Origin of the sequence: Psychrobacter sp. GW64-MNA-CIBAN-0177 (genome assembly GCF_040309585.1) — a bacterium.
GTDB lineage: Bacteria > Pseudomonadota > Gammaproteobacteria > Pseudomonadales > Moraxellaceae > Psychrobacter > Psychrobacter okhotskensis.
Map to the genome: position 1 here is coordinate 98,847 of NZ_JBEOOY010000004.1, position 23,297 is coordinate 122,143.

The window sequence follows — 23,297 nt, forward strand, 5'->3', positions numbered from 1 at the left end:
TTTTATTTTTAGTGAATTCTCTGCTTATGGCAACACCAGCTCTGCACTGATGGGCAAGTGATCGGACAGCGTTGACCACGGTTTGCCAGTGTGCACCCATGCATCTTTAACCCTTAAATTACGCACATAGATACGATCTAAGCTGAGCACCGGTAGCTTAGCTGGAAAGGTAGGTGACAGCTTGCCATGACAATGCTTGAAAGCTTCGGTCATGCCGAGACTGGACGCTAATTTGTCACAAGACAGTTTTTTCCAATCGTTAAAGTCACCCGCTAAGATCAGCGGTTGATCAGGGGCAATCTCATTGCGCACATAATTGGCAATGGCCTCATACTGCTTAAGACGATCCCGCTCAAACAAATTTAAGTGCGCGCACAATACTACGACCGGTCTCTCCCAACCTACTGGCTGCACCTCACAATGTAAGACCCCACGCTGCTCCAATTTATTTACCGTAATATTGACGTTATGTTTTGGATCTAACGGAAAGCGGCTGAGCACGGCATTACCATGATGACCGTTTTCATATTCTGAGTTTTTACCATAACTGTTTTGCAGCTGTAGATATTCGCCAAACCATTCATGCTGTGATTGATCAGGATATTCGTTGTATTGCATATTGCGCTTAAGATTCTGACCTTGTACCTCTTGCAAACACAGAACGTCCGAGCCTATACCCTCAAGCGCATGGGCAATACCTTGCATTTTTACTTGCCGATTCATAGGCGACATGCCTTTATGAATGTTATAGCTGGTTAGAACAAAAGAGCTTGTATTAGTCATAAATGTATCAGTCGTCGTGTAAAAAATGGGAGTCATGTTTAAAGTGGATGACGTTAAAATGACAGTAACTTTAAAAGGGCGTTTACTCACCGTTTAATTTATAGTGGTTTAATTTAGAATTGTAGTCAACATCAGGCGAGTACAGCTTGATGATTGAAATTACTAACCATAAGACCTGATAGCCATTCAGTCAAAAAAGCATTGATTCGTATCGAACCAATGCTCTCATCTTATACCGATACGTTACCAATGGCTAATTCATAAGTACATGTCATTAGCAGTCAATATGACTAAAATTAGTAACGGGTCACCAGAGCAATCGGTTGGTCTTCGCCCATGATGTCTTGCGGCATAAACACAGCCTCACCGCCATTGTGAATCACGTGCTCAATGATTTCGCCAATCGCATCATCCGTGACACCTTCTGCAGCAGCATCATTAGCGATGCTTAAAGTCTGTGCTTTTTCGTCAATCTTGGCAGATTGTATATAACCACGGCGCACATAGAGGGTCTCGCCCGCTCCTTGGAAGGCGCTGCGATAGACTTCTTGTAAGTCAGTCTGCAACATATTGGCACCGCGAGCTTTATCAATTTCACCCATGGCCGCTTGGTGTAATGAAGTACGGTACTCTTCTACCGCCTCTTGTAAACAATCGACGATATGCTGGGCGCTACCATCTTCTAGATTGGTGGCGTTTGATACCGTGGCAATGATGTTTTCTGGACGGTCACATACTTCTTTATAATAGCCGATATTTTTTGCGTCACCGACGATGACAAGAGGCATTTTATGCTCGCCCCACAGCTCTTGTACGCTCTTATCCACTTGGTTAAAGAACTCTTTTAAATGACTGCTTTCGTTACTTGCAGAACGGTCAGAGCCACCGTCACTGGTTGTATACAGACCGTTATTCTCGATAGGAAAGGCAATGCTTTCCATATTGTTTTGCACGTCATCACCTTTATCAAGCTCTCTAACAACGCGATCATTAGATGCTTCAATCAAGCGGGCACTATCACGGGTCAGTACCACTGTATAGTAATGTACCGCGCTTGCCATATCGCGAACCAAATCACGGGTAGCAAATCTGTTTGAAATGACCACGCGTTCGGTCGTATCAATCGGCATACGAATTACTTGTACGTCATCAACACTGGCAAATATCGCTAAAGTATCAAGGTTATAATTATGGTTTAGCTCATTAGTTTTGGCGTGAATGTTGTCCAAAATAGTCGTTGCTGTGCGCTTATCGTACTCTTTGGTGAGACGCTCTTCGACAACTTTTAACTGGTTTTTAAGGGCGATAGGATCTTTGTCATTATCAGGATGTTCGCGGTGAGTTTTAACAAAAATACTGACCGCAGGATTAGCCTTGGTTTCGCGTAAACTTTTGAGAGTCGCTTTCATAAATATTGCTCCTTGTTTTATTATTAGTTATTGATCTTATGAGTAGAAATACTTTTATATGAATTATCAAAATTCAATGAGTTTTACGGTAATAATTAATACAGAACCTCAGCATTCCTTGATCAAGTTCTTTTTATAAATTTCTTATCCAACTTTTATCTTTTTCTAGCTAAGGGTTTGGTTTATCCTTCTTTAGAAAGAAGTACCACTACGATGCTACCAACTTAATCTCACGTGCTATAGGGCTGATTTGAAAGCAAATGATGACACTTTGTAAGCAGAGCAATCTATATTGTATGTGAGATTTGATATCTGTAGTTAAACGCTAGGTTTACTAGCAAAGTAAACATTGATTGTATTGTGGATGATGTATTATGAGTGAAGCGGGTTGTATTCTCGCGGCATAATACCCATCATTTAGATAACCCTTTAGATAGAATTTATAGAATAAAATAATTTTTATAAGATGAATCAGTCGATTTGCAACCAATAGATATTGTCAGAAAATTCACCCCATATAAAACTGTCTATATAAGAACAACCTCACATTAACAACCATTGATACTCTTTATCTATTAATTACTCATACCGGATACTTTTATGACTACCCTTTCTCCAGATTTACACCTTGTCGATTTTGACAACGTTTCTTCAAGTGCACTACAAAGCCAAGTCATGAGCGCTATTGATGATGCCAATGGCTTTTTGGATACGCTGTCAGCAACGACGCAAAATGATACTAATGCGGCTGATATCACTGCTGAGCAAGCTCTGAGTGATGTGATGAACTTTGATCATATCAATCTGGCTTTGGATCGCAGTTGGGGCATTTTGTCACATCTTAATAGCGTGATGAGCAATGATGAGATTCGCCATGTTCATCATGAGCTGTTGCCTAAGCTGTCTGCTTATGGCACTCGTGTAGGGCAGCATCAGCCATTATTTAGCCGCTACCAAGCCATTGTGAATGACAAGGTGTTCTTTGCCGCGCTTGAGCCTGCACGCGCTCGTGCTATTGAGTTGGCGCTTAGAAGCTTTGAGATGTCAGGCGTGGCGCTACCTAAAGCTGAGCAAGAACAATTTGCAGCTATTCAAAGTGAGCTGTCAACACTGTCGGCGACCTTTTCAGACCATATATTAGACGCGACGCAAGCCTATGCATTGCCATTAGAGTCAGCGCAATTGGCGGGCTTGACAGACAGTGGGCTGGGCCTATTGGCCGATGCAGGTGAGCAATATAAAACCCGCGAACTTGCCAGCGGTGCCCTCACCCAAGCGGATATCGATACTTTGCCGACGCCTTACTATGTGGCAAGTTTAAATATTCCTGTTTACCTTGCCATTATGACTCATGCGGACGATCGCAGTCTGCGTGAGACGCTGTATCGCGCTTATGTCACCCGCGCCTCTGAATTTGATGAGCACACCGATAGCAAAGGCGCATCGCTGAATAACGCCGATATCATGGGTCAAATCCTACAATTACGTGAGCAAAAAGCCAAGCTATTAGGTTTTGATAATTATGCAGAAGTTTCGCTATTGACCAAAATGGCAGATAGCGTAACGGAAGTTGAAACCTTCTTACGCGATTTGGCCACGCAAGCGACCCCAACCGCTAAGCAGGATTTAGCACAATTACAAAAATATGCACGAGATTATGGTATTGATGATTTGCAGCCATGGGACAGTGCCTATATCGCTGAAAAAGTAAAACAAAGCGAATTTAGTTTATCGCAAGAAGAGATACGTCCATACTTCCCATTACCAAAAGTCATTAACGGCTTATTTGACATCGTTGAGCGTTTATACGGTATCAAAGTCCAAGAGCAAAATAGTGATAAGATAGACAGTGAAAGCACATCCGTATCGCGCTGGCACGACGATGTAAGCTTCTACCAATTGTTTGATGCTGACGATAACTTGCTTGGTGGCTTTTATTTTGACTTATTTGCCCGCAGTGGTAAGCGCGGTGGTGCTTGGATGAGTGGTTTTCAGTCGCGTTATACTTATGATGAGCAAGACCATCAACAGCTACCGGTTTGCTTTATGGTCGGTAACTTCACGCCTGCCCTCGATGGCAAACCGAGCTTATTGACTCATGATGAAGTGCTGACCTTGTTCCATGAGTTTGGTCATGGGCTACATCATCTCTTAACCCAAGTAACAGTGGGCGATGTCGCTGGCGTCAATGGTGTCGAGTGGGATGCGGTCGAGCTGCCGAGCCAATTTATGGAAAACTGGGCGTGGGATGCCGAAGGGATTGCGCTGATTAGTAGCCATGTCGAGACTGGTGAGCCGCTGCCTAAAGATAAGCTCGCAGCATTATTGGCAGCGAAGAACTTCCAAAGCGGCATGCAAACCTTGCGTCAAATCGAGTTCGCACTTTTTGATTTATTAATTCATGCACAGACGCCAGCGCTTGATTATAACGGTATCTTAGCAACACTAAATACCGTGCGTAGCCACATTGCCATCATGCAAACGCCTGACTATAACCGCTTTGCCAATGGTTTTAGCCATATCTTTGCGGGAGGCTATGCGGCAGGTTATTACTCTTATAAATGGGCGGAGCTGCTCTCTGCAGACGCTTTTAGTAAGTTTGAAGAAGAGGGTATTTTTAACCCTGTCACTGGTAAAGCTTTCCGCGAGAGTATCTTGTCGGTTGGTGGTAGTTTTCCCGCCAAGACCAACTTTGAAAACTTCCGTGGTCGCAGTGCCAGCATCGATGCCTTATTGCGTCACAGTGGCTTTAGCGATGTTAAAAATATCGATGCCGCCAATGCTCAAAGCAATCGCGAGGTGATTTAAATGCGTTATCAATCGTCACGTCCAAAGCGGCGTTTTTTAGCGGGTGTTCGCTGTCCGAAATGTCAGGCGCTGGATGCAGTGGTACAAGTCAATATTGTCACGCCTGCACCAGACGAGTATATCGAATGTACCCAGTGTGGTCATACAGAGCATCGCCCCGACCCTGATGCTATTAGTGCCAAAAACCATGCGGAAGACCAGCTCGCTCGTGATGCAATGGCGACAGGTACCAGTGGTACGGTAAAGTTTAAAACTTAAGCAAACAAATAATAGTCATATCTAAAAGCTTTTAAGTGCTTTATCATTTAACAGTATTTTAAGCCTATCTAGCAATAGATAGGCTTTTTATTTTGAGTTTGCTATAGTATGACTACTTATATCTTTGACATAAATTGACCGTAGTATGAAAAATAAAAAACAGCATCCTTTATTAAGCAAACGTGCAAAAGCGAAAGCCGCTAAATCACGTCGTAAAATCTGGATGGCGATTATATTAGTATTGCTATTTATTATTATCGGCTATTTAGTTTGGGCACAATCTGTGCCTGAAACAAGTAAAACTGATAGCAGCTCACCGTCAATCCCTGAGCAAACAGGACCTGAGCCGTCCGCTACTATGCCAGTAGAAAACGTCCTCAGTGAGGCCAATAATGATGACGCTATACAGAATGAAAATGCTGTCATTGATCAAAATTCTGACGATGCTGATACGCGCACTGACTCGACCATTCAAGTGCCGAAGCCCGCTGCTATCTTAAACGCCCCTTTACCAAAAACCGATAGCTTGGCCAAAGAAGAGATTGATCGCTTAGCAGATGAGCGCAAACGCTTTGCTGCCCAAGAAAAACTGGCGGCTGAGCAACTGGCAATGAATAAAAAGCTGACTAAGATGAAAGAAGAGCAAATTGCGCTGATTGAACAACAAATCGCCCAATTAGAAGCAGAAAACGCCGGACAGACTAAAGTAGAATGAATACATAATTTTTTTAAAGGGGCTGACTATGGCGAATTTACAATTGACGCACGCCCCTATTTTAAATAGCAGTGCCCAGCTGCTTATCTTACCGGTTAATACTGCTGGTACACTACTCGACCCTATTCTTACTCGAGCTAAAACGTTATTCCCTGATAACTATCAACGTTATTATCGCGCGTGTCGTGACGGTAGTTTAAGTGCTGGTAGCTGTTTATTGCATAAGCGTACACGTGAGCAGGCTGGCCTTGGCATCAGCAGTAATGGCAATCAACCCAGTTATATTGCCAACCTTGTTATCTCAGATCATCCTTATCATCCGACACGCACACGCTGGCTTACTGACGCTCTAATCGACTTACATCACCAGCTTATCCCCCTTGTTCGCTATCATGGTATCCGCAGAGCTGCCCTACTCGCTCGCCCACTTATCGATAATCGGCTACGTAGTAATATAAGTAATTCATCTAACGAACCTTCATCTAAGAACTTTTCAGCTGGTAGCTTGTCCCTCAATGAACCCAACGTCGCAAACTCACTGCCATTAGACTGGTATCTCGATATCTTGCCTTTACTGAGGCAGCAACTACAAGATCTACCTAAGCTACGTATTGACGTACATGTGCCTAAGAGCATTGATATCGTAAGCTAATTGGCGATTTGTAGAGTGTGTTTATAGGACGCCATAGTACTCAAAAGATATGCAACAGATAGTGGCGTCAGTGCTATGCTAAATTGGCATCGGCTGTTTGCAAATGCACGATTATTTATCATCAGGATAAGGATACCCTATGAAAACGCTTAGAACCCCCGATTCATACTTTGCCAACCTACTCGATTACGATTTTGCGCCGAACTATCTCATGGTTGATGATGGTGAAGGCGCTGAACTGCGCGTACATTACCTCGATGAAGGTCCAAAAGACGCTGAGCCTATACTGTTGCTACATGGCGAGCCTTCGTGGTGTTATCTTTATCGCAAAATGATACCGATATTGACCGCCGTAGGATATCGCGTTATTGCTCCAGACCTACCTGGTTTTGGACGCTCGGACAAGCCAGCGGCACGTACTGACTATACTTACCAGCGCCATGTCGACTGGATGCAATCGCTGCTTGATCAATTAGACTTAACAAACATCACGCTTTTTTGTCAAGATTGGGGCGGCCTCATCGGTCTGCGCTTAGTCGCCGATAATCCGGACAAATTTTCTCGGGTAGCAGCTGGCAATACTATGTTGCCCACTGGGGATCATAATCCCGGAGAGAGCTTTCGCCAGTGGCAGCAATTCTCGCAGGACACCCCACAGTTTCATGTCGGAGGCATCATTAAGAGCGGCACCACTACCGAGCTATCGCAGGCGGTTATCGATGCGTACAACGCCCCTTTCCCTGATGAGTCATACAAAGAAGGCGCTAGACAGTTTCCGCTTCTTGTCCCCACCACGCCAGATGATCCTGCCTCAGAGAATAATCGGGCGGCTTGGGGTAAGCTCAGCCAATGGACGAAGCCATTTATTACGCTGTTTAGTGATTCTGATCCTGTCACGGCTGGTGGCGATCGAATCATGCAAAAGCTGATACCGGGAACGAAAGGTCAAAACCATACCACAGTTAATAACGCTGGTCATTTTTTGCAAGAAGATCAAGGGGGAAAAGTAGCAGAGCTGCTGGTTGAGTTTATTGCTGATAATCCTCTCAGCAATTATTAATAAAATTTGGTATTTTCTTCGTTATCGCCTACAACATTAGTGTGACTATTTAAGCGTTTATAACATGACATGTGTTTTCCTGTAGACATTAAACAGTAGATTTATATCCGTATATTGATTAAAAAACAGCCTTGGCTTAGTATTTATGAGTGTCTACTACAAATACTTTTTACTCAAAATACAAATAGGGATAATAAATCATGTCAAACAATGATGCAAAAAATAGTAATGCTGGAAATAAGAAAAACTCTACAGGCAACAAAGCCGTTACTGGCGTAGAAGTGGTCAAAGATGATACCGTGGTATTTGAGGACGGCGACTTTGAAGAGTACAACACTGAGCATGACTACGAAGAAGGTACAGAGGACAGTGCTGCTAAAAAGGGCAAGTCAGAGAAATCAAGTAAGAATAAAGATTCTGAAAAAGAGCAGAAATCTGACAAAAAAGACAAGGCTAGCAGCGCTGATAAAGAGTCTAAGTCAAATGAAGACGATGAAACGGTTAAAGACGGCAAGTCCAGCAAAAAAGATAAAGCTAGTAAAAAAGACGGCGCTGACCAAGAGGATAAATCTGGCATTACTATGGCAAGTATTTACCAATGGGCCTCAAAACTCAAAGATGACTTTACCTCTGACGCTAGTGGGATGACTCACGATGTCTCTGAAAAAGCAACGGCTATGATGCTTGGTAAACTGTTGAATGCGGTAGATCTTGAATTAGCGGCCTTTGATAAGAGCTTAGACGTCGCCAAAAATCTAGTCGCGACGGCTGAAGAGAGACGCAAAAAAATCGCTGCAAAAAAAGAGAAATACCAAGGTATGATCGATAAATTAGATCAGGAATGATTACTCTGGCTAATTAGCCAGTTAGGGCGTGTCCTCATTTCAAAAATGGTCATAAAAATGAAATAAATTGCCGTTAAACGAGGAAAATAGCGCAAATAATATCGAGATATTAATCAGCTATTTGACGATGTTTGGCAAAATTTAGCTATTTTTAGGCCATTTAGATACAAGCGCTTGAATTGAAGATACGCCCTAGTCTAGAATTTTATTAATCCAATGTTGAACGTCTACTATAAGCGTTTGGCGTTGGATTTTTTATTGTCCGTTGCTTAGGTATGATTTTATTAAAAGGCAATGTCATTAAATGTAGCGAGTAAAGAGTAATATCGATATATCACACACTGCTGATAGACATTTTCCTTGCTCGCTGTGGCTGCGCAGACAGAGACTACAAAAAACTGATATCAGCAATACCGTCGCGTTTTTAAGATATTTTGACTATAGATTGGATAGAGATAGCAATATTCAACCTGACACAAATGGAAATGACTATTTAATAATTATTTAGCCACAAAAAAAACCGCTCTGAATAAATCAGAGCGGTTTTCAAAATTGTACTAAGCGACATCAACCAAAAAAATACTTATTCAGCAGTTGAGGTTGAACCCTGCTCAACGCCTTTCATAGTCAACTTAATGCGACCACGGTTATCCACGTCTTGTACGAGTACCTTAACGGTTTGACCTTCTTTAAGATAGTCAGAGACATTCTCTACGCGCTCTTCTGCGATTTGTGAGATATGTACGAGGCCATCAGTATTTGGCAAGACATTTACGAATGCACCGAAATCAACGATACGAGCAACGGTACCTTCGTAAGTTTTACCGACTTCAACTTCAGCAGTCAATGCTTCGATTTTACCGATAGCGGCTTTGGTTGCTGCTTTGTTTTCACCAAAGATACGAATCGTACCACCATCATCGATATCGATAACGGCACCAGTTTCTTCAGTTAGCTGACGAATCATCGCGCCGCCTTTACCGATGACGTCACGGATTTTGTCCGGATTGATTTCGATAACCGCATAGTTAGGGGCATGGGCGTTAATTTCAGTACGGCTCTCTGGCAATACTTTATTCATCGCGTCTAGGATATGGATACGACCGGCATGGGCTTGCTTTAGCGCTTGCTCCATGATGTCAGGAGTAATCCCTTCGATTTTGATATCCATCTGCAGTGCAGTGATACCGTCTTTAGAACCAGCCACTTTAAAGTCCATATCGCCAAGATGATCTTCATCACCTAAGATATCTGACAATACAGCGAAACGCTCGCCTTCTTTTACGAGACCCATCGCGATACCAGCAACTGGTGCTTTAATCGGTACGCCTGCATCCATCAATGCCAAGCTGGCACCACAGACAGAGGCCATAGAAGAAGAGCCGTTCGATTCAGTAATCTCTGATACCACACGGATGACGTACGGGAAGCGTTCGCTGTCCGGTAGCATCGCTTGTACACCGCGGCGTGCTAGACGACCATGACCAATTTCACGACGTTTTGGAATACCTTCACGACCCGTTTCACCAACAGAGAAATGCGGGAAGTTATAATGCAGCATGAAATGATCACGGATAGTGCCCGCTAATGAGTCAATCATATTGACATCACGGCTGTTACCTAAAGTCGTAGTAACCAATGCTTGGGTCTCACCGCGAGTAAATAGCGCTGAACCATGCGTGTATGGTAGTACGCCAACTTGCACGTCAAGCGCACGAACGGTCTCAAGGTCACGACCATCAATACGCGGCTTACCTGACAAGATATTGTCACGAACCGTACGATATTTAAGATCGTTATAGATTTCTTTTAATTCAGAAACGGTATCAGCATAATTTTCAGATTCCGCATCACCAGCAAGTGCATCGATAATGGATTGCTTAATGTCATCAAGTTTAGTATAACGCTCTTGCTTATCAGTAATGGTATAAGCATCAGCCACTTGCTCGCCGAACTGCTCTTTCATACTGCTCTCTAACGCTGCATCACGTACAGGGGCGACGTACTGCTGCTTAGCCGTACCGATTTCTTCCGCCATAGAGGCGATGTTATCAATAACGATTTGTTGTTGCTCATGACCATATAATACCGCGCCTAGCATCTGATCTTCAGACAGCTCTGCCGCTTCAGATTCAACCATTAGCACTGCAGATTTAGTACCAGCAACCACTAGATCAAGGTCACTTTCTTTAAGTTGTTCAAGCGTTGGGTTTAGTACGTACTCACCATTGATAAAGCCAACACGGGCCGCAGCGACAGGGCCATTGAATGGCGCATCAGAGATCGCCAATGCGGCTGAAGCACCAATGAGGGCTGCGATATCGGCAGATTGAGTCTTATCTGATGAAATAACCGTTGCGGTAATTTGAATTTCGTTGACATAACCTTCAGGGAATAGCGGACGAATCGGACGATCAATCAAGCGTGACGTTAACGTTTCATTTTCGCTTGCACGACCTTCGCGTTTGCCATAAGCGCCTGGAATTTTACCAGCAGCATACATTTTTTCTTGATAGTTCACGGTCAATGGAAAGAAGTTTTGACCTTCTTTAGGGTCAGACTTTACCACTGCTGCTACTAGTACGGTAACGCCGCCCATGTGAACCAAAATAGAGTTTGCTTGACGTGCTACGCGACCAGTTTCGATAACAACCTGCTGGTTGCCGTACTGGAATTCACGCTTAATAGTGTTAAACATTGTCATATAATCTTCCTAATGTTGACTGACGAAAATAACATCAACGTTATAAACACGCTGATATCTGTCATTAAAATTCTTTTTATCTAGCTACTGATCAACAAGTCTTTTTTCTACAAGTATTATTGCTCAGGCTGATAGTGTCACCTACTTATCTTACGCATTTGTCTATAGTAGACATCGTACTATTACATATTTTTAGTTGTTCAAATTCGGTTTTTTGCCCATACGGCTAAAGCTTGTGCCCAGTAGAAACCATACATATATGGTATTCACTATCTCTTTACTGCTCTACTGTGACGAATAGTAGCAATGCTATAAAGCTCACAAGACATTATTTTACAGTGATTTATAGGCATTGACCAATTAATTGCAAAACAGAGCCATTGTCTATAAATCGCCCTGAATGATGGCCTATATTAGATATTAAATTAACGGTTATTTTTGCAAAATATGGTAGCGTTATATCATCTAAACACTCGAGCGCGATCATCCATACTAACAAGCATAAAAAAACGGCGTGAAACTATTCCACACCGTTTTAGAGAAAATCTATTTTATCGATAGCAACAAGCAAGTTCCAAGCGGTTTAGCAAAAAATCTGAAATAGCGCCATAAGATGGCATCTGTTATTTTAGCGACCACTCGTACTATTGTCGTTAAATTAACGACGTAGACCTAACTGGCTAATAAGGGTGGTATAACGACCAAGATCTTTACCTTTTAGGTAATCAAGCAATTTACGGCGCGTGTTAACCATACGGATAAGACCGCGACGGCTATGATGGTCAGCTTTGTGCGCTTTAAAATGGTTCTGCAAATCGTTGATACGTGCGCTCAACAAAGCTACTTGAACTTCTGGAGAACCAGTATCGTTTTCGCCGCGCTGGTACTGAGAAATGATTTGTTCACGATCGGTATTAGTTAGCATAAATATCTCCGGCAATGCTAAAAGCTCCAAGATGTACTCAAATTAAGCCATCTTACAAGCAATAGAATAGTAAATAAAGTAACTTGTGCGCCATTCAGGACAACCCTGCATTACTAGAGTTGACCTAGTGTACGACAAGCCCAATGTATGATAAAACCATTTAAAAATAAGCCAGATATCAGCAAAAATTCACTCAACTCATTAATCTGCTTCGAGCAGTGAGCTAAATAATCGGCTTAATCTAAAAGCATTATTAAATGTGACGGCAATTATAACAAAAAACTGCTGAACTAGCAGCAGTTTTTCATAATAGTTTTATGCCGATAGAATTCATCGATTCAGAAATCTTATATAACAGCTATAATTTTGCAAGATCCTGATAAATTGTTAGAAAAGTCTAATGACTTACTTTTTCACGTCATCTTCGTTTGCATTTCCACCTAGCTCGTCATCAGCAAGAGGGGCTGTAGTGGCTTCTGCTAAGCTATCAGGGCTAGCATCTTCGCTAGGGTTGATATCTTCTGCTAGCTTTTCAATCTCTTGTTCTTGTGAATCCATGTTTTTTGATGAATTACTCATAATGACTCCTAGATTAGCATTTTCATTAAGTGAACTCTTTACCGCACCGTTCATACTTATTAGCATTCAAACTTATGAATATTCGAATCAATGCGTAAAGACTCAACGAAATAATGTTTATATAAAATAATGCTTACATTAAATAGCGTAGACCGCTACATAACGCAGAGCCTTTTTATTTATCTTTTTTTGCATTCTCTAAATTATCAGCGATGCGATCAGCGGCCGCTTCTGATTCTTCGGTATGGTTGTTTTCAGTTTGGCTCTTAAGAGCGGCGGTTGCCGATTCAGCACGTTGTTGCTCAAGTTCAGCATCATTTGGGTTAGAGTTAGACATAATATTTTCCTTAATTGTAATTATAAATAGTTGAGAATTTTTAATTTTTCATCTTTGAATAAATGAAGCAAAATTTAAGACAATGCTTTATCGATAGCATCGACAAAGTTACTGATATCGTCTGGATTACGCGAAGTAATTAAATTGCCATCGACTTGTACAGTCTTGTCGACGTACGTCGCACCAGCATTTTCTAGATCGGTTTGCAGCGTATGATAGGCTGTTAGTGTTTTGCCTTTAGCAATGCCCATGTTGATAAGCGCCCAAGGAGCGTGGCATATCACAGCTAATGGTTTACCTGCATCATTGATAGCATTGATAATATCATGGGCTTCTTTATTACCGCGAATGGTATCCGCATTGACCGTACCACCTGGTAATACCAATGCATCATAATCGGAAACATTTGCATCTTTTACGAAGATATCAGCAGTAAAGGTATCACCTTTATTTACATCTTGCTGCATAGCTTGCACTTCTTTATCTTCATTAGTAGTGATCAGAAGGGTCTTGTAACCTTTGTCTTTCAGCTGGTTATTAACGTCTTCGTATTCTGCTTGCTCAAAATTATTGTGTAGTAAAAAAGCGATCGTTTTCATAATATTTCCTTTTCTGTCTATACTTGTTTCTGTTTATTTACATTTGAGTTTTTATAATCGAATTTATTATTGCGCGATAATTTTTGTTGTTTATTATGATTTGATAAATGATTTTTGCATTAATAATAGTCATCCTCTGACATATTTTTTCTTATTAAAGAATGTCCTTTCTACATACTTTTTATTCTTATTTTTTATTGTTATATTGTTTTTCCAGTTTATTTTTGATCCAGTCTTTCCTAGCTGGTGTATCTACTGTACAAAAAAAACAGGTCTCACCATAGGTGAAACCTGCAATAAAATGTGAGGATATGTGATTAGTGTAAACTGTTAGTAAGTTTTAGGAGGATTCATGGGCTTACAGTCATACGAAACGTACGAACAATGATGAGCTTAGCAAAGAAGATTCTAACGCTGAATTAACTTTTTAGGTTGTAGTCGACCATTAAGACTAACAGCACCCAAGCCAATAAACTGCCCATGCTCATCTAGCAAGCGTATATCAACTGATATCTCATGGGCTAATGGTTGCTGTTCATCGTCACTATTAATAACCTCACTATCTAATTGGGTAGCATTGCTTGCTGACACAGAAGGCTGATGGCTAATACTGGTTGAAATATAATCACGCAAATTATCAGTAAGCTGCTCAAAGACATTCAAGCGTTGCCCCATATGGACACGGGCATACTGTTCGGCGCTTAATGTAAGCTCAGCCTTTATATCAACACACGCATCGATCGGAAGGATTTGTGCCTGCCGCTTATCTAACGATAGCGCCTCTAACGCTGATAAAGAAGTCGCTTCAGCTATACCAAACTTGCCAACCTGCGTACGGCGCAGTGCGATTAAATGTCCTAATGTACCCATTACCTTGGCAATATCTTCTGCCAATACACGCACGTAAGTACCTTTGGTACAAGTCACCGTCAATTGAACCTGCTCATTATCAATAGCTTTTAACTCGATTGCTTTGATCACGATATCTCTTGGTGGTCTATCGACTTCGATACCCGCACGGGCGTATTCGTAGAGTTTTTTACCGTCTTTCTTTAAGGCCGAATACATTGGTGGAATTTGTTGCTGAGCGCCTAAAAACTGCTGGGCAACGTCTTTTAATAGCGCTTCATCAAATATTGGAATAGCCGCCTGTGCAACGATTTGACCATCTGCATCACCGGTATCTGTCTGACTACCAAACAGTATCGTCGCTTGATAGGATTTGTCAGCATCAAGCTGATAATGGCTAAACTTTGTGGCCTCACCCATGCAAATAGGCAAGAGACCGGTAGCCATTGGATCAAGCGTACCCGTATGACCTGCTTTTTTGCTGTCATGGATAGGAGACTTAAGCAAATACTTCACTTTTGAGACCACTTGCTGTGAGGTCATACCCTGCGGCTTATCAATTAAGATAACGCCGGAGACCTTTTGTTTATCCGTTGTCTTTTGACTAGTCATTGTCATGAGTCATCATTTTCTTTACTATCGACTTCATCTTCATTCTGCTCAGTTTTGATAACCGCTTGACTGATTAAGTCCATCATATAGTTGCCACGAGCCGTTACTTCATCATAATGAAAGCGCAGACGCGGCGTGGTACGAGTCTTGAGGCTATGGCTCAATTCGGTACGCAAAAAACCGGCGGCTTTATTCAGTACCTTGATGCTTTCTTCGTGGTTGGTTTTGGTCATCGCATCATTAAGCTCTGGCTCCATGATAGTGACATAGACGTCCGCATACCCTAAGTCTGGGCTGACCTTGACACTAGAGATGGTGACAAAACCCGTCAGACGTGGGTCATTGACTGCGTCGCGAATAAGAACGGCAAGCTCACGCTGGATTTGATCCGCTAAGCGTTGTAAACGTTGGTTCATGTTATTACCTTGTTTTTAAAATAGCTTTTTTTATTGGTTGCTATATTGGCTTACGAATAAGCTGAAGAACTGATATTTGTCAAAAAAGGCCTAGCAGGATGTACCTGTTAGGCCTAAGCATATCGTTATTACGGTAGTCTAAGCTTAACTTGCTCAGCACATATAATGCAATGCTACAAGAAGGCTTAGATAGTACGTTCGAACTCTTGGATTTCAAAGACTTCGATCTTATCACCAGCTTCGACATCATAGCCACGAACCGCTAGACCACATTCCATACCAGTGCGTACTTCGTTGACGTCTTCTTTATAGCGACGTAACGATTGCAATTGACCGGTAAAGATAACTTGGTCATCACGCAATACGCGGATAGGCTTGTTGCGATAGATCGTGCCTTCAACCACCATACAACCGGCAGCTGCACCGAACTTACTAGAGCGGAATACTTCACGAACATCAGCAACACCCAAGATTTTCTCGCGATGTTCAGGCGCAAGCATGCCACTCATGGCTGCTTTCACATCGTCAATCAAGCCATAGATAACGCTATAATAACGAATATCCATGTTAGCGGCGTCTGCTTTACGGCGTGCGGTCGCATCTGCACGAACGTTGAAGCCTAACAGTACCGCTTCGCTAGATTCGGCAAGCGTAACATCAGACTCAGAGATGGGATCGACACCTGAGCTAATGACTCTGACTTTTACTTCATCAGTAGACAGCTCATTCAATGCCGATAGTAACGCTTCAAGCGAACCACGGACATCGGTCTTAAGTACGATGTTCAAGAATGACACATCGCCTTGTTCCATCTGATCGAACATGCTTTCTAAGCGCATGGCGTTCTGACGTTCAAGCTGACGCTCACGCTCACGATTGGTTCTGAAATCAGCGACTTCACGGGCTTTTTTCTCATCAGTGACGACTAAGAATTCGCTACCAGCAGCCGGCGTTTCAGGCAAGCCTAAGATCTCTACTGGAATAGAAGGGCCAGCTGACTGGATACGTTGACCATGTTCATCAGTCATCGCACGGACTTTACCATAATACTCGCCCGCTAAGACCAAGTCGCCTTGCTTTAGTGTGCCTTTTTTGACGAGGACACTAACAACAGGACCACGACCTTTTTCAAGTCTTGATTCAATCACCACACCTTGCGCAGCACCATCTAACGGTGCTTCTAGCTCCATTAGTTCTGCTTGTAAGCTAATAAGCTCTAATAGCCCATCAATACCATCACCGGTTTTGGCTGAGATACGCGCCATTGGTGTATCACCACCCCACTCTTCTGAAACGACTTCTTTAGCAGTCAATTCATTAAGGACACGATCAGGATCAGCGCTTGGCTTATCCATTTTGTTGATAGCAACGATAATCGGTGTGCCAGCGGCGCGTGCATGATCAATTGCTTCTTCTGTTTGAGGCATCATACCATCATCAGCAGCGACAACGATTACGACGATATCTGTCGCTTGCGCACCACGTGAACGCATTGCACTAAAGGCTGCGTGACCTGGAGTATCTAAGAAAGTAATCACACCACGATCGGTTTTAACGTGGTAAGCACCGATATGCTGAGTAATACCGCCAGCTTCACCTGTGGCAACTTTAGTCTCACGAATTTTATCTAGTAGAGACGTTTTACCATGATCGACGTGGCCCATAATAGTGACAACTGGTGGACGCGTTTGTACGTTACTGCTGCGCTCATTGACTGCAACTTGTAAATCGTCTTCAACCTTGGTGTCGCTGACTGGTACAGGGTTATGACCCATCTCTTCAACGATTAGACTGGCTGTCGCTTGATCAATGGTATCTGACTCACGAGCTATTTCACCCATTTTCATGAGTAATTTAGTGACTTCACGAGCTTTAACTGCCATACGTTGGGCAAGATCTGCGACGGTAATTTGCTCACTGATCTCGACATCATAAACGATTTTTTCGACAGGCTTTTCAAACTTATGCTGTGACGCTTGCGTTGAACGTAAACCGTTTTTGCGGTTTTTCATTTCACGCTCGTCTTGATTCTTACGACGACCACGACCACGGGCACTAGTACTACTAGTACCGCGCTTGATTTCGCGACGTTCTTTTTCGAATGATTCTTCTAGTGCATCACCGACCAAACCTTCGGCTAGTGGCTCATCTTTACGAACTTCCGCAGCAGGCTGGTCCGTATATTTACCAGCCATTTTACGCATTTGCTCAAGTGTACGCTTCTGCGCTTCTTCCGCTTGGACACGGCGTGTTTCTGTCTCGATTTCGCGTAGACGATTTTCTTCTTTTTCGCGTACTTCGCGAGCTTTACGCTCAGCGGCGGTTTCAACTTTTGGTTTCGTCGCCGCGACTTTTTTCTTCGGTTGCTCTTTCGGCTTGACTTCTACAGTCGCCTTGCCACCCTTCTTCACAACCACTGAAGTAGAAATATCGTCATTCTTATCGTCTGACTTTTTGCTAGAGCCTAAGCTTGCACGCATTGCCGCTAAGGTTGCCGCTTGACGTTCTTCGGCTTTTTTCTTAGTCGCCGCACGCTCTTCAGCATCTTTAGCAGCACGCTCTTGCGATTCGATCATCGCTTGCTCACGCGCAGCCAATTCTTCAGCCATTTTTTCTGGATCAGGCTTCTCGAACACTTTCTTTTTACGCACTTCCACATTGACACTCTTCGATTTACCTGAAGAGCCGGTCACACGCGCAGTGCTCGTTGTTTTAGACTTGAGACTAATACGACGCTTTTCTTGCTGACCATGACTTTGCTTTAAATACGTCACCAACTTCTCTTGCTCAAGCTCGGTGACTAGGTCACCCTCTGCGCGAGCAGGCAGCCCAGCGTCCACCAGTTGCTGTTGTACAGCACTTGCGGTTTTGCCTACCATATCTGCCAGTTCTTTGACGGTCTTATCTGCCATTTATTATCACCTACTGTCTATTATTTGCTATATGTTCAATTCAGTTGTTGGCTACAAATGATTGGGTTAAGGCTGATGGTTGTGTTGCATTTGATGATGCGACATAAATACCAGCACTTTATTATCGATAGCATATCACTAAAAGACAGCGATATGCAGTTACCGCTTATTCATTGAACCAAGATTCCCGAGCTTTCATGATGAGTTTTCCTGCGGTTTCGGTATCTAATCCTTCGATATCTTCTAAATCGAAGACGGCTTGTTCTGCCAAGTCATCAACGGTAATGATGTCTTTTTGTGCCATTTTATAAGCCCAACTGACCGTCATTCCTTCAAGATCTTGCAGTTCTTGACTTGGCTCTTTCATGTTCTGTTGTTTAACCAGCTCATCAGCGATGACGACTTCTTTAGCACGTTCTTGAATCATGTCGATCGCTTCGTCGTCGAGACCTTCGATGTCATAGAAGGTTTCGACCGGTACGTAAGCCACTTCTTCAATACTGGTAAAACCAATATCGACGAGCGCTTGGGCCAAATCTTTATCAACTTCTAAGCGCTCATAAAATAACTCGATGAACGCTTTTGATTCGTTTTGTTGGCGCTGCTGATACTCTTCTTCTAGCATCATATTGAGCTTATAACCCGTTAGCTCAGAGGCCAGACGGACGTTTTGACCTTGTGAGCCAATGGCGCGCGCTAGCTGATCGTTGGTGCTAAAGATGATATCAGCGGTCTGCATGTCTTCATCTAGGATGATACTACTAACATCCGCAGGCTCTAAAGAGCTGATGATAAATTGGGCTGGATCATCTGACCAAACCACCACATCAATACGCTCACCATCAAGCTCTTGCTGAACCGCTTGGATACGCGTACCACGCATACCAATACAAGCGCCAACCGGATCAATACGATGATCGTTGGTTTTGACCGCTATTTTAGCACGAGTACCCGGCAAACGAGCGACGTTACGAATTTCAATAATTTGTTCGGCAATCTCAGGCACTTCTTTTTGCATCAAAGCTGAGAGCATTTCGGGATGGGTACGTGACAAAAGCAACTGTGCACCGCGATTTTCGCGGTTGACATGATATAAAATGGCATTGATACGAGATTTTGCACGGAGTTGTTCGCGTGGTAACATTTGATCGCGTGACAAATAACCTTCAGCATTGTCACCTAAATCGATGATATAGCCATCACGAGTCTGTTTTTTGACTTCGCCATACATCATCTCACCAACACGCGGCTCGAAAGCGTCTGCAACTAGTGCACGCTCAGCTTCACGAATCTTTTGGATGATGACTTGTTTGGCTTGAGTAGCAGCAATACGACCAAATTCGATTGATTCAATTTGCTCTTCTTTAATATCACCAATTGACCATTCTTCCTGATCAAGATCGGTGATAGCAAGCTGACAAGCTGGCATTTCATGGTCTTCATCTGCAACCACTGTCCAGTAACGATAAGTATCGTAATCGCCAGTTGCACGGTCGATTGCTACCCGTACAGCCACTTCTGGCTGCTCGGTATATACTTTTTTCTTAGTCGATACCACTAAAGCGTCTTCAATTGCTTCAAAGATATCTTCAGGATTTAAGCCCTTTTCATTACTGACAGTTTCTACTACCGTTAAGATTTCACGACTCATGCTATACCTGTCCTATCATTTTATAATTGACTTAAATTTTATAATTGGCATATTGACGTTGTATTGTCACCGTCAGTTATACGCTATTTAGGGGTCAAAATATTGATTAATACTACATTACCATTGAATATTGCAATTAGACATCTTCATAAATCAAGTGGGCTTTATCAATATTACTCAGAGCAATTTCGAACTGCTCACCATCAGCAGATGTCAGCTTTAGAGACGTCTCATCGATACTGTCTAAAGTACCTGTTGCTTTGCGGCGTTTTTGATCGCCTTCACCAATAGCTTGTATCAAACGCAAGCTCACTGTTTGACCCACATAGCCATGCATCTGCTCATCTGAGAAGAACGCACGGTCAAAGCCAGGTGATGACACTTCTAAAATGTACTCACCAGCAATAGGGTCATGCACTTCAAGAATACCGCTTACTTGGTGATTCACTGCCGCACAGTTCTCAATGGTTACTTGCTTATCTTGGGCTTGCTCTTCTGGCAAAGCTTCAATATAAATACGTAATAAAGAGCGATTGCCTTGCGGTGCAAATTCAATGCCCCATAATGCCACATCACAAGCAGCAACGGCGGGGGCAATAATCTTGGTCAGTTCTGTAACTTTGGTCGAAAGCTTCATAATCTATTTATATTTTCCTATTCACTTATCTATCTTATTGAGTAAACCGTAACTGTATCAACTTTGATTTATTATTAACGAATATTGATTTATTATTAATGAATATAAGTCACGGTCATTATGTTAAACCACAAACATCTATTAAGATGCGTTGTGCGTTTATATAAGGATGAGCATAGAAAACATCAAGCTCAGCCAAACAATGCTTTTATTATTCATAAAGCAGTACTATCGATAAAAGAGTGAGGAATAAAAGATAGTGTGCTTACGAATCATCGCGCTGGTAGCAGCAAGTGACGCCCAGTAACGAATAGTATCGTACTCTATAGGCTTAGAGCTTAGCATAAGTAGGATAGATACCGCGATAACACCGAGCAGCAGATACAAAAAAACCCACAAGCATAATGGTGGGCTAATCGTTACTGACAAATTTAGTGTACAAAACATCAGTATAAAAAGTGGTAGCGGGGGCTGGATTTGAACCAACGACCTTCGGGTTATGAGCCCGACGAGCTACCAGACTGCTCCACCCCGCATCAATCTAGAACGCATATTATAGGGAGGTTTTGTAGAAGTGTCAACGTTTATTTTAAATAAAGTCTAAATCAAACGTTTGCTACCAAAAAATCCAACCTGACGCTATGCAGCGTCCATAAAACTTGGTGCGATTGGGGGGACTTGAACCCCCACAGCTTGCGCCACCACCCCCTCAAGATGGCGTGTCTACCAATTCCACCACAATCGCATTTTTCACTGCTTTACTTTTGCTGTCTAATCTATCGTAATAGATGCTTAAGGTAGGCATCGATAGAATCAGACTGTAAAAACAGAAAAAGCATTGTAAATCTAACGCCTTAAAATAGCAAGCGCTGCCTTCATTAAAAGACAATGATTAAAAATGAATACTAAAAAACAGTTATTAAAGATACCGTTTCTAGAGATAGCGTTTTAAAAAAATAACTACTGAGGATTTTGCGTTAACGGGCGCGGCGTTTGTGGTGCTGACACGGGCGCATCTAAACGAAACTGATCTTCTGCCTGCTTACGCGCATGTACAGCCAGCGTCATACTGGTGATAAAAAATATCACGGTTAACACTGCCGTCGCACGCGTCAAAAAGTTTGCGGTCCCAGCAGCGCCAAATACGGTACCTGAGGAACCAGCGCCAAAAGAAGCCCCAGCGTCTGCCCCTTTGCCATGCTGTATCAAAATCAAGCCAATCATGGCAATTGCCACGATAATGTGCAGGGCTAATATAAACGTAAACATGGTGGCCTCTTTTGCCGCGTAATGACGACTGATAACGAAAAATAAATCGTAGGGGTTAATAATAGCGCTTAGCGTGTAATGACGCCAAATCGATTATATAAATAAGGCGCATTGTACACGATTGCAAGGGCACTGTTAAACCCACTTTTGCCAACTGATAAAGACATTTTTTGAATAAGGTGGCCATTCAATATTTGTTAAATGGATGTTTTATTTAATTTTATTAAGCCATAGCACGGCTAAAGGCCTCGGCAATCGCTAAAAAACTTTCTGCTTTTAATGACGCGCCGCCGACTAATGCGCCATCTATCATAGGGTCTGCCGCAAAACTATCGGCGTTATCGACATTAACACTACCACCATATAGTACGGTCACCGTGTCCAATGAATCAGCGAAGCCTGCAACCGTCTGCTTAATATGTTGATGCGTGGCGCTCACCTCTGCCACGGTTGGCACTTTACCCGTCCCAATCGCCCATACTGGCTCGTAGGCAATAATTAAGCGCTCAGACAATGAGGCAGTAAGCTCGGGCTGTTGCGCGAGCAAGTCTTTGATAACTGACAACTGCGTATCAATGACTGTCAACGTCTGCTTATCATCATATTGTGCTTGGGTCTCACCAATACAAAATACCACGCCCAAATTTTGCGTCAGCGCATGAGTCAGCTTTTGCAGCAAGCACTCATGAGACTCTTGATGGTATTGACGGCGTTCAGAGTGACCAAGTATCGTCCAAGTTGCACCAGCATCAACCACTTGCTGCGCGGAACAATCCCCCGTATACGCACCAGTGTTCGCACTATGCGCACTAATATCTTGCGCTGCACACAGCACTGAGGTATCTTTTAAACGGACGCTGACAGCAGCCAAGTGAATACAACTGGGTGCCACTATTAACCTGCAGCTATTTTTGACCACTTGCTCTTCGGTATCAACGGCAGTTAATAAGTCATCTAGTAGCACATTGACGTCGTGGCTCGTTGCTGGATTTTGCTTCCAATTGCCAATTACCCAAGCTTGCATACTCATCTACCTTGTCTCATGTATTCCTGCCAATTCGGCTCATATGCGCGCCAGTATAACAAATATTTCACAAGTGCTATAGTATAGTGCGAGCTGAAGCAAAATGGCTTATATATAGTGGCATACCCTATATAAAGCTTAAAAAAATACAGTCACTACTATGAATACTAAAAAATAACAGCCGCTTAAAACTACTTATCTCAAACGACTTTAACCAACATTGACGATAATTAATGATTAAGAGCTACTCATG

At 42.8% G+C, this 23,297-nt stretch carries 20 protein-coding genes and 2 tRNA genes; 6 read left to right on the forward strand and 16 right to left on the reverse strand.

Annotated elements, in window-relative coordinates; all coding sequences use genetic code 11:
- Window positions 1-24: 24 nt before the first annotated feature.
- On the reverse strand, window positions 25-783 hold the full coding sequence (locus AAEY79_RS04275; protein WP_025652572.1) for an endonuclease/exonuclease/phosphatase family protein: 759 nt from the start codon (window positions 781-783) through the stop codon (window positions 25-27).
- A 296-nt stretch (window positions 784-1,079) separates the two neighbouring features.
- Window positions 1,080-2,192, reverse strand: a complete 1,113-nt coding sequence (locus AAEY79_RS04280; protein ID WP_201566993.1) for a hypothetical protein — start codon at window positions 2,190-2,192, stop codon at window positions 1,080-1,082.
- A gap of 600 nt (window positions 2,193-2,792) precedes the next feature.
- Between AAEY79_RS04280 and AAEY79_RS04285 the strand changes: the two genes are divergently transcribed.
- The 6 genes from AAEY79_RS04285 (at window position 2,793) to AAEY79_RS04310 (ending at window position 8,530) form a co-directional block, all read left to right on the forward strand.
- Window positions 2,793-5,000, forward strand: coding sequence for a M3 family metallopeptidase (locus AAEY79_RS04285; RefSeq protein ID WP_025652574.1), 2,208 nt, complete (start codon window positions 2,793-2,795; stop codon window positions 4,998-5,000).
- Window positions 5,001-5,258 carry a YheV family putative metal-binding protein gene (locus AAEY79_RS04290; protein ID WP_201566991.1) on the forward strand — a complete coding sequence of 86 codons (258 nt, stop codon included), beginning with the start codon at window positions 5,001-5,003 and terminating at the stop codon, window positions 5,256-5,258. It begins immediately after the preceding gene.
- A 145-nt stretch (window positions 5,259-5,403) separates the two neighbouring features.
- On the forward strand, window positions 5,404-5,973 hold the full coding sequence (locus tag AAEY79_RS04295; RefSeq protein ID WP_201566989.1) for a hypothetical protein: 570 nt from the start codon (window positions 5,404-5,406) through the stop codon (window positions 5,971-5,973).
- Window positions 5,974-6,001: 28 nt separating this feature from the next.
- Complete coding sequence (locus AAEY79_RS04300) at window positions 6,002-6,625, forward strand: hypothetical protein (protein ID WP_025652577.1); 624 nt, start codon at window positions 6,002-6,004, stop codon at window positions 6,623-6,625.
- Window positions 6,626-6,764: 139 nt separating this feature from the next.
- Complete coding sequence (locus AAEY79_RS04305) at window positions 6,765-7,685, forward strand: haloalkane dehalogenase (RefSeq protein ID WP_201566987.1); 921 nt, start codon at window positions 6,765-6,767, stop codon at window positions 7,683-7,685.
- 200 nt (window positions 7,686-7,885) lie between these two features.
- Window positions 7,886-8,530 (forward strand): hypothetical protein, encoded by a 645-nt coding sequence (locus AAEY79_RS04310; RefSeq protein WP_201566985.1) that lies wholly within the window; start codon window positions 7,886-7,888, stop codon window positions 8,528-8,530.
- Window positions 8,531-9,113: 583 nt separating this feature from the next.
- On the opposite strand, the gene pnp is transcribed toward AAEY79_RS04310, so the two are convergent.
- The 14 genes from pnp to tpiA form a co-directional block, all read right to left on the reverse strand.
- On the reverse strand, window positions 9,114-11,234 hold the full coding sequence (pnp, locus tag AAEY79_RS04315) for a polyribonucleotide nucleotidyltransferase (RefSeq protein WP_037025879.1): 2,121 nt from the start codon (window positions 11,232-11,234) through the stop codon (window positions 9,114-9,116).
- 658 nt (window positions 11,235-11,892) lie between these two features.
- Window positions 11,893-12,159 (reverse strand): 30S ribosomal protein S15, encoded by a 267-nt coding sequence (rpsO, locus tag AAEY79_RS04320; RefSeq protein ID WP_025652581.1) that lies wholly within the window; start codon window positions 12,157-12,159, stop codon window positions 11,893-11,895.
- Window positions 12,160-12,564: 405 nt separating this feature from the next.
- The gene (locus tag AAEY79_RS04325) at window positions 12,565-12,738 is read right to left on the reverse strand and encodes a hypothetical protein (protein WP_198015448.1); all 174 of its coding nucleotides are present in this window, start codon (window positions 12,736-12,738) and stop codon (window positions 12,565-12,567) included.
- Window positions 12,739-12,913: 175 nt separating this feature from the next.
- Window positions 12,914-13,075, reverse strand: coding sequence for a hypothetical protein (locus tag AAEY79_RS04330; protein WP_156915649.1), 162 nt, complete (start codon window positions 13,073-13,075; stop codon window positions 12,914-12,916).
- Window positions 13,076-13,149: 74 nt separating this feature from the next.
- Complete coding sequence (locus AAEY79_RS04335; protein WP_201566977.1) at window positions 13,150-13,674, reverse strand: type 1 glutamine amidotransferase domain-containing protein; 525 nt, start codon at window positions 13,672-13,674, stop codon at window positions 13,150-13,152.
- A 408-nt stretch (window positions 13,675-14,082) separates the two neighbouring features.
- Window positions 14,083-15,141, reverse strand: coding sequence for a tRNA pseudouridine(55) synthase TruB (truB, locus tag AAEY79_RS04340; RefSeq protein WP_025652583.1), 1,059 nt, complete (start codon window positions 15,139-15,141; stop codon window positions 14,083-14,085).
- Window positions 15,138-15,551 (reverse strand): ribosome-binding factor A, encoded by a 414-nt coding sequence (locus AAEY79_RS04345; protein WP_025652584.1) that lies wholly within the window; start codon window positions 15,549-15,551, stop codon window positions 15,138-15,140. The genes truB and AAEY79_RS04345 overlap by 4 nt, the downstream gene beginning before the upstream one ends.
- A 185-nt stretch (window positions 15,552-15,736) precedes the next feature.
- Entirely contained in the window at window positions 15,737-18,463 is a 2,727-nt protein-coding gene (gene infB / locus AAEY79_RS04350; RefSeq protein WP_352287405.1) for a translation initiation factor IF-2, read from the reverse strand.
- A 166-nt stretch (window positions 18,464-18,629) separates the two neighbouring features.
- On the reverse strand, window positions 18,630-20,114 hold the full coding sequence (gene nusA / locus AAEY79_RS04355; RefSeq protein ID WP_201566973.1) for a transcription termination factor NusA: 1,485 nt from the start codon (window positions 20,112-20,114) through the stop codon (window positions 18,630-18,632).
- A 136-nt stretch (window positions 20,115-20,250) separates the two neighbouring features.
- Entirely contained in the window at window positions 20,251-20,751 is a 501-nt protein-coding gene (rimP, locus tag AAEY79_RS04360; RefSeq protein WP_025652588.1) for a ribosome maturation factor RimP, read from the reverse strand.
- Window positions 20,752-21,210: 459 nt separating this feature from the next.
- Window positions 21,211-21,287 (reverse strand) — tRNA-Met (locus AAEY79_RS04365).
- A 124-nt stretch (window positions 21,288-21,411) separates the two neighbouring features.
- Window positions 21,412-21,496, reverse strand: a tRNA-Leu gene (locus AAEY79_RS04370).
- 215 nt (window positions 21,497-21,711) lie between these two features.
- On the reverse strand, window positions 21,712-22,020 hold the full coding sequence (gene secG / locus AAEY79_RS04375) for a preprotein translocase subunit SecG (RefSeq protein WP_025652589.1): 309 nt from the start codon (window positions 22,018-22,020) through the stop codon (window positions 21,712-21,714).
- Between the two features lie 223 nt (window positions 22,021-22,243).
- Window positions 22,244-23,044: a triose-phosphate isomerase gene (gene tpiA, locus AAEY79_RS04380; RefSeq protein ID WP_201566971.1), complete on the reverse strand. Its 801-nt coding sequence runs from the start codon at window positions 23,042-23,044 to the stop codon at window positions 22,244-22,246.
- Between the last annotated feature and the right edge of the window lie 253 nt (window positions 23,045-23,297).